Raw genomic sequence first — 14,364 nt, 5'->3', positions numbered from 1 at the left:
TACTAATTTGGCAGGACCTCTGTATATAGAATGTATCTCCTTAGTCCTTTTCAAGACCCTTCACACTAAAAAAACGGTTCGACGCAATACCGTATCATTCCCCGTCTCACAACGGTATGTCGTGCCCCGTCGTTAGTTGTCTTGTTGACTGTTTCTACATGTAATTAATTAAGTAGAGCCCTAATCCGCCGATTTAAGAGTTTTGTCACCGATGAAGGTACTCCTGAGCGATAGGCAAACTAGTTGACAGATATTCATAAAGTCAGTATTTCGCAAAATGCTTCTCAGTGCAAGACGATAGGGCTTTTCATGTATCTGTCTTGTAAATGGTCTGGCTCATAACGACTGGCAGTACCGTTGCAGGACTTTGTTCCGTGATAGTATTCCAAGGTTGGCTTTCCTGTTCTAGCTACCTTGGAATACTATCACGGAACAAACCTAAAGGCATACGTTTCTCTTAGTACCAAAATAAATTATCAGTTCTTATCAGCCAGTTTCTGTTTTAAATCGAATGTCTGGGCGGCAAAAACGATCAGGATGTGGTTTTCATCAAACGCTTTTTTTACGGCAATGATAGCTTCGCTCAGCGCTGCCTGTGCATTGGTAGTACTTGGGTTGATCCAGAATAATAGTATGAATTGCACATTGGTATCGGCAAAGTTCCGGTAATGTAATTCGATGGATTGGCCTTTTAATACAAAAGGTAATTTAGCTACGGCCTCTATGGCAACCTGCTGAGCCTTGGCTAAATCGTCAATATACGAGACACCGGCAGCTAGTTCGATACGACGTTTGCCAATGCGGGAAAAGTTGGTGATCGGCTTTTGAAAGACATCTTTACTTGGAATTTCGACTGTTTGCCCCTGCCCATTGTCCATTACAATAGAGCGAAGTTTTATGTCCAGAACCTTTCCCGTATAGCCGTTGGTCTCAACAGTATCGCCAACCTGAATGGGGCGGGCCAGCGCAATCATCGTTCCCGAAATGAAATTGGCCGTTAAGTCCTGAAACGCAAACCCAACGGCCAGCGCAATAACACCGGCCCCAGCCAGTAGAGAAGTCACGGTTTTATCGAGGCCCAGAATACCCAGCGCGACAAACAAACCAACGGCCACAATCACTGCCCGGACGATAGCTCCTGTCAGGTTAACAATAGACTGGTTATCACTCACACGCCGTAGCCCGTTCAATAAACCCCGACTAATCCAGCGTGAAAGGAACGTAAAGAAAACGAAGACGAGAATCGCTGCTGCCAGCTCAGGTAAAAAGCGTATGGCATTGCGTATCCAGAGAGAAAGTTCAGCATAAATTAGGCCGGGTGCCTGAGAAAAATCTATTTTGTGTACGTACAGATGTGCTGCAAGAACGTCACAGATTCACATACTGTTTCATCGGTATGGCCATTCGCCGTACCTTTGTGGACTTGTTCAACAGACTGATGATGAAACCTACCGCTGCTATTTACCTCGATAATGCCGCTACAACCCGGCTCGACCCCGAAGTTCTTGAGGCTATGCTGCCGCTTATGACTGAGCAGTTTGGCAACCCCTCTTCCATTCATAGTCACGGTCGGGCGGTGCGCACAGCCATCGAAAAAGCGCGCAAAACGGTGGCTATGTTACTAAACACGTCCCCTGCCGAAGTTTTCTTTACATCGGGCGGAACCGAGGCCGACAATACAGCCATCCGGAGTAGTATTGAAACCTATGGTCTTACACACGCCATTACGTCGCCACTTGAACACCATGCGGTGCTGCATACGCTGGAACACCTTGCCAAACAGGGTGTTGTACAGTTAAGTATGGTCAATATAGACCAGCAGGGCCATGTTGATCTGGCACACCTGTCGGAGTTACTCCATACCCAGAAAGTCAGCGGGAAGGGCCGCTCGCTGGTGTCGCTCATGCATGGTAATAATGAGATTGGTAATCTGCTGGATCTAAATCGGGTAGGGGAGATTTGCCGTTCGTACGATGCCATTTTTCACTCCGATACAGTGCAGACAATGGGCCATTTTCGGCACAATCTGCAACAACTGCCCGTCGATTTCATTGTGGGAGCCGGGCATAAATTCCACGGACCCAAAGGCGTTGGCTTTTTATATGTCAATGCCGAGCGGGTAAAAATTAATCCGTTCGTGTATGGCGGTGCGCAGGAACGCAACATGCGGGGCGGCACCGAAAACGTATATGGAATCGTTGGATTAGCCAAAGCCCTCGAAATTGCCTACCGCGATATGGATGCGCATCGGCAGCATATCACGTCACTAAAAAGCCGGATGATTGACCAGCTACGCGCCAAAATGCCGGATGTGCAGTTCAATGGCGATTCGGCCGATGTTGACAATAGCCTATATACGGTGCTGAATGTCAGCTTGCCCGCATCAGACCTGAGCGATATGCTGTTGTTCAGTTTAGACATTGCCCGCATTTCGGCCTCGGGTGGGTCGGCTTGTTCGAGCGGGTCAAGTGTGGGTTCTCACGTGTTGGCCGCATTGCCGGGACTAGACCCCGACCGGGGGTATGTTCGGTTCTCGTTCGGAAAATACAATACAGCCGAAGAAATTGACTATGCCGTCGATACGCTGGTGGGATTATATACTAAGGAATTGGTAAAATAAATATTGTGTGGCCATCTATGTGCCCTCGGGCTTCAGTTCGTGTTTTACCTTGTGTATGAACACGGACTGAAGCCCGTGGGTACAACCTGCTTATTTAGGCTCGATCATATCCCACAAGTTGCCATATAAGTCTTCAAAAACGGCTACTTTACCGTACGCTTCTTCTGAGGGCTCACGGATAATTTTTATACTTTTTGCGACTAAGTTGTTATAATCCCGCCAGAAATCATCGGTATATAAATAAAGAAAAACACGTCCACCTGTTTGATTCCCGATGCGGCTTTTCTGCTCTTCGTTCGTTGCCTGGGCCAGCAACAGGCAAAAGTCAGTTGATCCCGGCGCGGCAACCCGAACCCATCGTTTAGTTTCACTTAAACGGGTATCCTCTACAAGCGTGAAGTTGAGTTTTTGTGTATAAAAGGCGATCGCATCGTCGTAATCATCGACCACCAGAGCAATCTGGGCAATTCGTTGTTTCATGGATTATTTCTCTACCAGACTTGACGCCAGCCACCGGTGAGCCACGTTTAGTGTATAGGTTAAGAACGCCTTTACGGTGCGCTCATACACCTCGTGGCCGATGAAATGCCCATGTTCATCCAGATTTTTATCTGTTTCATGTGACTCGTACAGTTTAGGGGATACGATCGAGTAGCTGTTCGTGAAACTGATGATCTTATTCATTACCGTTGTCATGTCCAGCGCTGGTTGGCGACCACCCCGTCCGTTGGAGATGCCTACCATGGCAAAGGCTTTATTTTCGAACAGATGTTTAAAAGCTGGTCCCCCCAATTGATGGATGATATTGGTTGCCTGTGGCGGGGCTGTCCAGTTATATTCGGGCATGGCAAACAGCACAAGGTCAGCGGCATCCCAGGCTCCGATTAGCTCTTGCTGAAATGGGGTCAGATGGTCGGGTTTAACCGAGCCTTGACCAACAAACGGTATATCGTATTGCTCAAACGTAACAATCGAAACCTCATGCTGACCTTCTTCGGCCAATAAATGGCGTAGGTAACTGACGAAACGCAGCGAATTACTGTTCTTGCGCGGTGAGGTAGAAATTAGGGTAATTTTCATGCGTTAAATTCAGTGAATATGCCTATCAAACCCCTGTTCTAAGGCTTTAGTTTCCAGAAAATGTGGAGAGCTCAACGGGTAATTACCTCAATGCCTGAGCCAGATCCGCGATTAAATCCTCGGCATGTTCCAGCCCAATCGAGATACGCAGCAGATTTTTGGGCGTTGTGGAGGTAGGCCCTTCAACGCTGGCCCGGTGTTCAATGAGGCTTTCAACACCACCAAGGCTGGTGGCCCGCGTAAACAAGGTTAACTTACCCATAAAGGCCAGCGCATCATCAGCATCGCCTTTAATTTGTATTGATAACATAGCACCCGGCCCGTTCATCTGCTGTTGAATCAGGGCACGGTCGGGGTGATCCGCCAGACCCGGATAATGTACTTTCTCAACTGCCGGATGTCCATCCAGAAAGTCGGCAACGGCCTGTGCTGTCAGGCTCTGTGCCCGCACCCGAACACCCAGCGTTTTAATACCCCGGCTAACCAGCCAGCAATCGAAAGGCGAGGGAACCGCACCCGATAACCCCTGCAACAGGCGCACCCGTTTTGTGAAGTCATTATCGTGTTTGAAAACCAATGCCCCACCCAGCACGTCGGAGTGGCCGCTGAAATATTTGGTGGTGGAATGCATCACCACATCGCAGTTCAGATCGAGCGGGCGCTGGAGCACAGGCGTTGCCCAAGTGTTGTCGCACACGCAAATGGCCCCTACTTCGTGCGCCAACCGGCTCACAGTCAATAGGTCGGTGATCGTGAGCATAGGATTCGAGGGCGTTTCGCACCAGACAACCCGTGTGTGTTCGTGAATGGACGATTGCACCGCATCCAGATCGCTCATGTCCACCCGTGTGTAAGTCAGTCCCCAGGGGTGGAATACCTGTTCCAGCAAAGCAGGCGTTCCGTAGTAGGCATCGGTCGAAAGCAATACATGATCGCCGGGGCGAAGGGCTTGAAAAAGTGTCATCGCAGCAGCCTGACCTGAGCCAAACGCCATGCCAACCGCTCCGCCTTCAATCATGGCTATCGCTTTCTCAAGCGATTCCCGAGTTGGGTTATTGGGCCGTGTGTATATAAAGTTCGCAGGCAATTCATTGGTTTCATTGCGGGCAAAGGTGGTGGAGAGGTGGATAGAGGGAGCCACCGCTCCGGTGGTTGGGTCGGGCTGATGGGTGGCGCGAAGAGCGAGCGTGTCGAAATGCATAATCGATACTACGAAGAGGATTTTGGAAATATGAACACTTTTTTTTGATGGATAATTACCAGAATAAGCGTTGAAACGACACTTAAATTCATAAATAAGTACATGATTTGTTAAAGTGGTATAATTTTTGGCTTATGCTTTTTGACTGTCATACTGCACGACCGGATGCCTACACCATTAGCGGCTTACACTCAACCTTTAACGGCTCAAACAGCGGCTCATTTGCTTAGGCGCTCCACATTTGGGCCAACGCAGGCAGAAATAACAGCGTTTATAGGCCTCACTGCCCAACAGGCAGTGGGACAGCTTGTCAGCAATGTAAATTATACGACCCCTCCGCCAATCGATCTGAACGAAACGAAAACGACATTCAGACAGCCGTATTTGTCGTTGCCCTTCGATCAGGATCGGAATTACGAACTTGGGCAGTATGTCCTGTATGGCTGGCTGGCGCAAATGACCTCCCAAACGGCTCCGGCAAGTTTGCTTGAAAAACTGGCTCTGTTCTGGCAAAATCACTTTGTTATCACCCGTACGGTGGTGGGAGATTATCGCTTTCTCTTTCAATATATCCAACTGATTCGTACAAATGCACTGGGTAATTTTAGAACCCTGGTAACGAAAATGACGAAGGAGCCAGCCATGCTGGTTTATCTTAACGGCGATCAGAATCAGGTGGGAAATCCAAATGAAAACTACGGCAGGGAGCTTCAGGAACTGTTTGTGGTGGGAGCCGTGGATTTTGAAGGAAACAAAAATTATACGGAAGACGACGTCAAAACGGTGGCAAAGGTGCTGACCGGCTGGGGGCATACGCACCACAACGAAACGGACTCAACGAGTTTTACGACCACTTTCACAGATAGTCTCCACGACGCCACCAACAAGACATTCACCGACCATTACAACAACACAGTTATTACAGGTCGGGCCGTATCGAACCCCGGCACCAGCTCGGCGGGAGATGCAGAATTGACTGACCTCGTGAACATGTTGGTACAACATCCAAACTGTCCGAAATATATCTGTCGTAAACTCTACCGTTGGTATGTGAATTCGAACATCACGGCCGATATTGAAACGAATGTAATTACCCCACTGGCCAGTTTTTTCGCGAGTCCGGCCAATGATTTTGCCATCCAGCCGGTAATCGAGAAACTGTTGATGAGTCAGGTGTTTTTTGATTCGGTCAATATCGGTGCTGTTGTAAAATCACCGGCAGAATTAATTCTTGGGGCGATGCGGTTTTTTAACCAGCCAGTTCCCGACCGGGTGACGGATTCGGTAGCCTTCCGGAAGTACTTCGAATTTGTATTCTATCAAATGAACGACATGCAAATGGGCCTTGTCGATCAGCCTTCAGTGCTGGGCTATGATGCCTGTTACCAGACAGGCTTTTCCAGGCTTTGGATCAATACGAGTTCGATTGGCCTGCGCGGAAACCTGACCGATGCTTACATCTGGCGTTGGTTAGAAGTAAAGCCGGGCTATAATCTGGGGATCGACCTGATTGCCTGGGTTACCGCTTTACAGCCAAACTTTACCGATGTGGCTGGAACGCCCGCCATCACGTGCGCTACCGTAATGGCGAGTTTCTCAAAAAATCTGTTCACTATCGACTTGTTTCAATCGCAGACCGATTTCCTGATCGATACCATCATGATGCAGGGTGTACCCCGCACCGATTGGCTGTTTGAGTGGAATGCGTACCGACGGGACATCACCAATCCGGGCAGTCAGTATAGTGTATTATGGCGTTTGCAAAACCTGATGCGGTACATGCTTCGAATGGCTGAGTATCATGTTTGTTGAACGCCACTTCTATCGTAAATCTTATTTCGGCACCCAATGGGCATGAATCGTAGAGACTTTTTAACAGCAGCATCGGCCAGCATGATTCCGGTCATGCTCGATGGCTTCGGGCTGAAGGCAATGAGTCGGCAATCGGCCCTGGTGCAATCGCTGTTGCAGACGTCGGCTGTCAATACAGATCGGATACTGGTTATCATTTACCTCAATGGCGGAAACGACGGACTTAACACGGTTATTCCGCTCGACCAGATGTCGCTTTACAATAGCTTACGGAGCAATATTGCCATTCCGGAAAGCCGGGTGCTGACCCTTAACGGAAATCCGGCAACGGGCTTTCATCCGGCCATGACGGGAATGCGGAATCTATATAATGACGGTAAGTTGACGGTTCTGCATTCCGTTTCGTATCCCAGCCCCGATCAGTCGCATGCCCGATCAACCGATATCTGGATGACAGGAGTTGACTCAAACCAGACATCGACCTCGGGTTGGGCGGGCCGCTATCTCGACGATCGCTTCCCGGATTATCCGGAAAACTACCCGAACCCGGACATGGACGACCCACTGGCCATTCAGATTGGGTACCTGACGTCAACGGCTTTGTTGGGCAGTCAGCAGTCAATGGCTATATCGCTTAATGATCCTGATAATTTTTATGCGCTGGTTGGCACAGGAGACCCGATTGCGCCCGGCGAAACCCTGCCCGGTGATGTCGGGGGGCTTGTTTCATTCATTCGAAAACAACAAACGCTGGCGGTGGGTTATGCCGGTAAAATTAAACAGGCGGCCGATGCTGGTAATAATCTGGCTGCCTATCCTGCGGCCTATGAAGGTAATTCCTTAGCCGACCAGTTGAAAATCGTAGCCCGGCTGATTCACGGGGGCATGAAAACGAAAGTATATTATGTGTCATTGACTGGTTTCGATACGCATTCGGCACAGGTAGAATCAACAGACACAACTATGGGGGCACATGCAACCCTGCTAGGCAAGGTATCGACCGCTATTAGCGCATTTCAGCGCGATCTGGAATTGCAGGGAACACAGGATCGCGTTATTGGAATGACGTTTTCGGAGTTTGGCAGGCGTGCAAATGCCAATGCGTCAAACGGAACCGATCATGGCATTGGCGCTCCAATGTTTGTCTTTGGCACAGGCGTTAAGCACCCAACCATTGGCCATAATCCAGACCTGGCCAACCTGACCGGCCAGTACGGAAATAAAGACATTGATATGCAGACCGACTTCCGGCGGGTGTACGCCGATGTATTGACCGGCTGGTTTGGGACAGCTCCCGCCACAACTGATGCAGTATTGTCACGTAATTTTCCGACGGTTTCGTTGTTTTCGACAATGGTCGAAACTGTTTCCTCGGGCAATTGGCAGGATCGAACTGCCTGGAGCGTAGGCCGAGTTCCCTTCATTACAGACTACGTGAGGGTAAATGCCGGGCATACGCTAACCGTTAACAACACGATCAGCGTGCGGAATATTCAGCTTAATGGAAAGTTGAATTTTACAGGCCCGTATTCGATCATGATTACCGGCTAATCAGGAAAACTAGTACCTTTAGGGCTATCGTATGCAAGCATACTAGTAGCTATGTCACAAACATATCAATCCCTACAACTAACCGAAAGCGACGGCGTTATGACCGTCACTTTACTTGGCCCCGGCAAGGGCAACGCAATGGGCCCGGAATTCTGGGACGAACTTCCCAGGGCAATGGATGAGATCAACCAGATGCCCACCGTCCGGTGCATCCTGTTCCGGGGGAGTGGCGATCACTACAGCTACGGGCTGGATGTTGCCCGGATGATGCCGCGCATTGCCAGCATGGCTACCGGTAATCCAATGGCCGGCGAACGGCGGAAATTAATGGCCCAGATTCGGTTCATGCAGTCGGGATTTGTGAAGATGCATGAGTCGGCAAAACCCGTTATTGCGGCCGTGCATGGCTGGTGCATTGGCGGAGGGTTGAACATGATTGCTGCCGCCGACATCCGGCTTTGCTCCCGCGAAGCGAAGTTCAGCCTGCGCGAAGCCAAACTCGCTATCACGCCCGACATTGGGGGCTTGCAGTTTCTGCCCCACGTTATCGGGCAGGGGTTTACCCGTGAGATGGCCTTCACCGGGGGCGACTACGATGCCACATTTGCTGAGCGCATTGGTTTGGTCAACCACGTATATGATACACCCGATGCGCTATTTGAAGCCGCCAGCACGCTGGCTCGCCAAATTGCTGATAATCCGGCCCCGGCTGTGCAAGGTGCCAAAGAGGTGCTTAACTATAGCCTGAATAAATCCATTGAAGACGGCATGCAATATGTAGCGGTCTGGAACTCCAGCCAAATGCAGTCGGTCGATTTCGGCGAAGCCATGCAGGCCACAGTAGAAAAACGAAAAGCCGAGTTTAATAAAAAGATAAACCGAGGTTATTAATGCAATTAGTGAATAAATGAGCGAATGGGAGAATGGATAATGGGAATACGTATTATTCGCCTATTATCTCCATTAACAACATCGCATTATCCACATATTCATTCACTCATTGACCTATTCACTCAGTCAAAATTAACTAATGACAACAGGCATGCTGCGCGATGACGCGCTCAAGGGAAAGACGATTATTGTGACCGGTGGCGGCACAGGCCTCGGTAAATCGGTTAGCCGATATTTACTTCAGTTGGGAGCCAATGTTACCATTTGCAGCCGCAGGCAGGCCGTGCTCGATGAGACGGCGAAGGAGCTGATGGAGGAGACAGGTGGGCAGGTACTGGCTATTGCCTGCGACGTTCGTAATCCCGAGGAGATCGAAAACGTCATCAGCAAAACGCTGGAGACGTTTGGTCAGCTCAATGGCTTGCTCAATAACTCAGCGGGAAATTTTATCAGCCCGACCGAGCGACTTTCCTATAAAGCATTCGACACGATTGTCGATATCGTTTTGCGCGGCACGTATTACTTCACGCTGGCTGTTGGCAAGTACTGGATCGCGAATAAAATTCCCGGTACGGTGCTGAACATATCGACAACCTACGCCACAACGGGTTCGGGCTATGTTGTACCCTCAGCCGTAGCCAAAGGAGGTGCGCTGATCATGACGAAATCCCTTGCCGCCGAGTGGGGAAAATACGGTATCCGGCTCAATGCCATTGCGCCGGGGCCATTCCCAACGAAAGGTGCCTGGGAACGACTTTTTCCCGAGCCATTAGCCAGCATGATGGACCCCACGAGCCGTATTCCGCTTCACCGTGTGGGTCAGCATGGTGAACTCGCCAATCTGGCGGCCTTTTTACTGTCCGACTTTTCGGGCTATATCACTGGCGAAAGCATTACCATTGATGGGGGAGAGGTACTCATGGCGGGCGAGTTCAGCCATCTGGACAAAGTAACAACCGAACAATGGGACATGATCGAGCAAACCATCCGTTCCGCCAATAAGACGAGTAAGAAATAAACGAAGCGTTAATGAAGAATGAACAATGTAGAATGAAGAATAATAGTAGTATGTTCACTATTTATTCTTCATTCTACATTGTTCATTCTTCATTAATTTCCGGCACCTTTGTGCCCATATTTGTGTTCTAAAAGAGTACTAAAATTCGTTAAAATGCCAAACTGGTTTCTCGGAAAAATCCGCTATCAGCAGCCCATCGACGATTCGAATGTCGGCACCCGGAATGAAGAATTTATTAAGCAAAAGACGGTAACGGAAGCCTATCTGGTCGACGCCGTTAGCTATACCGACGCCGAAGGTCGTCTCTATCAGGAGATTGCCGCTAACACACCCGACTTCGAGATTACGAACATTTCGCGCATGAAACTAGCCGACGTGTTTCATATCGAAGACGGTGGCGAAATCTGGTTCAAAGTGAAGGCGATGTTCATTACCGACGACGAAAAAACGGGTAAGCAGAAAAAGACGCCCAGTGTAATGCTCGTCAATGCCGAAACGCCTAAACAAGCCTACGAGCAAGTGGAAATAAGTCTCAAAACGGCCCTTGACCCGTTTGAGATCACGGATGTCAACACGACCAAGATCCTGGAAATATTTCCATATAATGAAGAAGAGAAACGGAATCTGCGTCCGCTCAGCGAAGTGCTGAGCCCTGAACCCGAAACCGTCTAACGATACCGGAAAGAATGCCATTCATTTACAGAATGGCATTCTTTTTTTATGAAATTACTGACTTTCAGTCTTAAGTACTTGCGTCGAACCTGATCGATACTGATATTTGCCCCACATGAAACGCACGCTGTTCCAACTGTTCAACCTACTCATGACCTGCGTCGTACTGCTGAGCAGTACCGGTTTTGGTTTGGTGGAACACTCGTGCCAGATGCGTGGCAAGAAAAAGACGATGGTCGTCGCTTTCAGCGACGTGAAATCACCCGGCTGTGCCACCAGTAAACAGCCAATGCCGGAGCAGCAAACGCTTATTAAAAAGACGGATTGCTGTCAGGATGACCAACATTACACAAATGTCGACATTACGTCGTCGTTGAGTCAGTTCGTGGCAAAACTGGTAAAAACGGCAACGGAAGCCGTTATAACCAGCGTCGTTTCTATAATGGCGTGGCTGATCGATGTAGTTTTTGCCGAAAAAACGACGTCAGTTACTGCCTTTTCACCACCCCCGTCGCTATCCGGGCGCGATATTATTACGCTCGTTCGTAGTCTTCTCCTTTGAGTCGTTGATTAAGGTATTTGGGCCGGTATCTCTCTGATACGGGCTTGTTGTGCATACTTTTAATCAACGAATTCATGCGATTTTCCTTTATATGGATTGCCCTGCTCATTGGCGGGCTATGGTCTGGCTTACTTAGTCAGGAGACTTTAGCACAGGCTCAATCCGATTCAACCTCTGTTAAACAAACAACTCCCATTCGGGGCAACGTTGGCGAAACCGTTAACGGAAATCGAGTGCCGCTGGTGGGCGCTACCGTCATCTGGGCTGGCACAACGTCGGGCACCATTACGGATGTAAATGGGGGGTTTCAATTACCGGTTCATTCAACCCAGAGTGCCCTGATCGTCAGCTATGTTGGTTATAAATCTGATACTATTGCCGTTGCCAATTCAGCCGAAGAGATTACGGTTACGCTACGTTCCGAACGTACGTTACAGGAAGTGACCGTATCGGGGGCACCGGGGCAAATTGACCGGGTTAATCCTATTCAGACCGAATTTATCAACCAGCGAACGCTGGCAAAAGCCGCCTGCTGCAACCTGTCGGAAAGCTTCGAGACAAATGCCTCTGTGAGTGTGTCGTATAGCGATGCCGTTACCGGGGCGAAACAAATCCAGTTTTTAGGGTTGGGCGGACAGTACGTTCAAACGAATGTTGAAAATATTCCAACGGTGCGCGGACTAGCCACTACGTTCGGGTTGAATTACATTCCCGGCACCTGGATTACAAGTATTGACGTGGGCAAAGGGGCCGGTTCTGTCGTGAATGGCTACGAATCCATGAGCGGCCAAATGAATGTCGAACTGCAAAAGCCTGACCGGGACGCCGGACCGGACGCGAACAAGCTGTTCATTAACGCCTATGCTAATAGTTTTGGTCGGATGGAAGGGAATGTGAACTGGTCGAAACCGCTGAGTAAGAAGTGGAGCATTGGGGTGTTGGGTCATGCAAGTACGCTTCAGAACGAAGTTGACCAAAATAAGGATGGCTTTCGCGATTTGCCCCTTTTTTCACAAGTGAATGCAATTAATCGTTACAAATACACCAGCGAACGGTTCATGGCGCAGTTCGGTGTGAAAGCGCTTTACGAAGACCGTGATGGTGGGCAACTGTCGCGCTTTGGCGATACGCGCTACAAATTTGGCAGCACAACCAAGAGACTGGAATTTTTCTCGAAAACAGCCATTCTGTATCCCGAGAAACCCTATAAAGGACTAGGGCTGATTTTGAATGGCCTTCATCATGAACAAACGGCTTTTTTTGGCTACCGCCCCTATTCAGGCCAGCAACGGACGTTCTACGCTAACCTGATCTATCAGTCGATAATTGGCAATACAAACCATGCCTATAAAGCGGGCCTGAGCTATTTGCTCGATGATTATCGGGAACTCCTGGGGGCGCTGCAAACGAGCCGTACCGAATCTGTACCGGGTGCCTTTATCGAATATACCTACACCTATCCCGAAAAATTAACCCTCGTTCTGGGAGGCCGTTTCGATTACCATAATCTGTTTGGCGCGCAGTGGACACCCCGTGCGCATGTCAAATATAACGTTAGTCAGAGCATTACGCTACGGGCTTCGGCCGGGCGCGGTTTCCGGGCGGCAAATCCCTTTGCCGAAAATTTCGGGTATCTGGTTAGCTCGCGGGCGGTATTCCTGAATCGATCCTTACAATTGGAATCATCCTGGAATTACGGGCTGAGCTTAACGAACGATTTCTCTCTTTTGGGTAAAAAAGCATCGCTGGTTGTGGATTATCACCGAACCAACTTTCAGAATCAACTGATCGTTGATATTGAACATCCCGGCGAATTGTACTTTTACAATCTGACCGATGGCAGTAATAAAGCCAAATCCTTCGCCAACAGCTTTCAGGCCGAGCTGAACATACAGCCCGCAAAACGACTGGAAGTAAAAATGGCCTATAGGCTTTTTGATGTACAACAAAGTATGGGCGGGCCGTTTGGCGAAGAGCGATTACTTCCCAAAATGATGGTTAGCCGCGACCGGGTTTTATTGAATGCGGGTTATGCTTTGCCGTTCGACAAATGGAAATTCGATGCCACCCTGCAATGGAACGGCCCACGCCGGATTCCCTATCTGCGTGAAGGCTACGTTCACTCGAGCTACCAGAATATGCCTACGGATTTGTCGCCGGGCTTTTATAACCTGAACGCACAGGTGAGTCGGGCGTTTCGAACAGGTTGGGAGATTTATCTGGGGGGCGAAAACCTGACTGGTTTTCGTCAGTTGAACCCGATTGTGGCGGCCAACGACCCGTTTGGCACACGATTCGATGCCGGATCGCAGGTGTGGGGACCCATTACTGGTCGTATGGTGTATGTGGGATTCCGCTTTAAACCCGTAAACTGATGACACTAACCATCCGAAATATGGTGTGCGACCGTTGCAAACGGGTCGTGCGCGACGAACTCGAAAAACTGGGGCTGACTTTAAATCGGGTTGAGTTAGGCGAGGTCGAGGTACAAACTATGCCCGAAACGCTTTCACTCGATACGATCCGGCAGGTGCTGCAAACCAACGGTTTCGACCTGATCGACGATAAAAAGCAGTCGCTGGTTGAACATATAAAAGTGCTGCTCATCAACGAAATAGAGTACTTGAAGGCAGACAAACTTCCGACCGAGAACTTTTCGACCTTTCTGGAGCGGAAAGTGGGTTACGAGTATTCATATCTGAGCGGGCTGTTTTCGGCGAGTGAGGGCCAGACGCTGGAGAAGTACATCATTGCCCTCAAAATTGAAAAAGTAAAACAGTGGTTGCAGTACGATGAACTGACACTGAGCGAAATAGCCTGGCGGTTGAGTTACAGCAGTGTTCAACACCTGTCCAACCAATTCAGGCAGGTAACGGGTGAAACACCAGGTCAATTTCGAAAGGCTGTACACGCAGAACGACGAAACCTGGATACTATCTGATCGACTAAAAATATCG

At 49.4% G+C, this 14,364-nt stretch carries 13 protein-coding genes; 9 read left to right on the top strand and 4 right to left on the bottom strand.

Features of this window, described 5'->3' with window-relative positions; translation table 11 throughout:
* Nucleotides 1-476: 476 nt before the first annotated feature.
* On the bottom strand, nucleotides 477-1,172 hold the full coding sequence (locus CWM47_RS04315; RefSeq protein WP_317046717.1) for a mechanosensitive ion channel family protein: 696 nt from the start codon (nucleotides 1,170-1,172) through the stop codon (nucleotides 477-479).
* A 269-nt stretch (nucleotides 1,173-1,441) separates the two neighbouring features.
* On the opposite strand from CWM47_RS04315, the gene CWM47_RS04310 reads away from it, so the two are divergent.
* Nucleotides 1,442-2,620, top strand: coding sequence for a cysteine desulfurase family protein (locus CWM47_RS04310; RefSeq protein WP_100993726.1), 1,179 nt, complete (start codon nucleotides 1,442-1,444; stop codon nucleotides 2,618-2,620).
* 90 nt (nucleotides 2,621-2,710) lie between these two features.
* Here the strand turns inward: CWM47_RS04310 and CWM47_RS04305 are convergent, their stop codons facing one another.
* The 3 genes from CWM47_RS04305 to CWM47_RS04295 all read right to left on the bottom strand — a co-directional run bounded on the left by CWM47_RS04305 (nucleotide 2,711) and on the right by CWM47_RS04295 (nucleotide 4,901).
* Nucleotides 2,711-3,100, bottom strand: coding sequence for a VOC family protein (locus CWM47_RS04305; protein WP_100986554.1), 390 nt, complete (start codon nucleotides 3,098-3,100; stop codon nucleotides 2,711-2,713).
* Between the two features lie 3 nt (nucleotides 3,101-3,103).
* Nucleotides 3,104-3,700, bottom strand: coding sequence for an NAD(P)H-dependent oxidoreductase (locus CWM47_RS04300; RefSeq protein WP_100986552.1), 597 nt, complete (start codon nucleotides 3,698-3,700; stop codon nucleotides 3,104-3,106).
* 82 nt (nucleotides 3,701-3,782) lie between these two features.
* Nucleotides 3,783-4,901 (bottom strand): trans-sulfuration enzyme family protein, encoded by a 1,119-nt coding sequence (locus CWM47_RS04295; RefSeq protein WP_100986550.1) that lies wholly within the window; start codon nucleotides 4,899-4,901, stop codon nucleotides 3,783-3,785.
* 165 nt (nucleotides 4,902-5,066) lie between these two features.
* Here CWM47_RS04295 and CWM47_RS04290 point away from each other — a divergent pair, with 165 nt between their 5' ends.
* The 8 genes from CWM47_RS04290 (at nucleotide 5,067) to CWM47_RS04255 (ending at nucleotide 14,348) form a co-directional block, all read left to right on the top strand.
* Nucleotides 5,067-6,713 (top strand): DUF1800 domain-containing protein, encoded by a 1,647-nt coding sequence (locus CWM47_RS04290; protein ID WP_100986548.1) that lies wholly within the window; start codon nucleotides 5,067-5,069, stop codon nucleotides 6,711-6,713.
* 42 nt (nucleotides 6,714-6,755) lie between these two features.
* Nucleotides 6,756-8,264 carry a DUF1501 domain-containing protein gene (locus CWM47_RS04285; RefSeq protein WP_100993725.1) on the top strand — a complete coding sequence of 503 codons (1,509 nt, stop codon included), beginning with the start codon at nucleotides 6,756-6,758 and terminating at the stop codon, nucleotides 8,262-8,264.
* Nucleotides 8,265-8,315: 51 nt separating this feature from the next.
* Nucleotides 8,316-9,155, top strand: coding sequence for a crotonase/enoyl-CoA hydratase family protein (locus CWM47_RS04280; RefSeq protein WP_100986546.1), 840 nt, complete (start codon nucleotides 8,316-8,318; stop codon nucleotides 9,153-9,155).
* 139 nt (nucleotides 9,156-9,294) lie between these two features.
* Nucleotides 9,295-10,173 (top strand): SDR family oxidoreductase, encoded by an 879-nt coding sequence (locus CWM47_RS04275; RefSeq protein WP_240625693.1) that lies wholly within the window; start codon nucleotides 9,295-9,297, stop codon nucleotides 10,171-10,173.
* Nucleotides 10,174-10,326: 153 nt separating this feature from the next.
* Nucleotides 10,327-10,845 carry a DUF4494 domain-containing protein gene (locus tag CWM47_RS04270; RefSeq protein ID WP_100986544.1) on the top strand — a complete coding sequence of 173 codons (519 nt, stop codon included), beginning with the start codon at nucleotides 10,327-10,329 and terminating at the stop codon, nucleotides 10,843-10,845.
* A gap of 115 nt (nucleotides 10,846-10,960) precedes the next feature.
* Nucleotides 10,961-11,407 (top strand): HYC_CC_PP family protein, encoded by a 447-nt coding sequence (locus tag CWM47_RS04265; protein WP_100986542.1) that lies wholly within the window; start codon nucleotides 10,961-10,963, stop codon nucleotides 11,405-11,407.
* Nucleotides 11,408-11,481: 74 nt separating this feature from the next.
* On the top strand, nucleotides 11,482-13,782 hold the full coding sequence (locus CWM47_RS04260) for a TonB-dependent receptor (protein WP_100986540.1): 2,301 nt from the start codon (nucleotides 11,482-11,484) through the stop codon (nucleotides 13,780-13,782).
* Complete coding sequence (locus CWM47_RS04255) at nucleotides 13,782-14,348, top strand: AraC family transcriptional regulator (RefSeq protein WP_100986538.1); 567 nt, start codon at nucleotides 13,782-13,784, stop codon at nucleotides 14,346-14,348. Before CWM47_RS04260 ends, CWM47_RS04255 begins: the two co-directional genes overlap by 1 nt.
* Nucleotides 14,349-14,364 lie beyond the last annotated feature (16 nt).

Source organism: Spirosoma pollinicola (genome assembly GCF_002831565.1).
Taxonomy (GTDB): domain Bacteria; phylum Bacteroidota; class Bacteroidia; order Cytophagales; family Spirosomataceae; genus Spirosoma; species Spirosoma pollinicola.
This window is presented reverse-complemented; position numbering and strand designations above follow the sequence as displayed.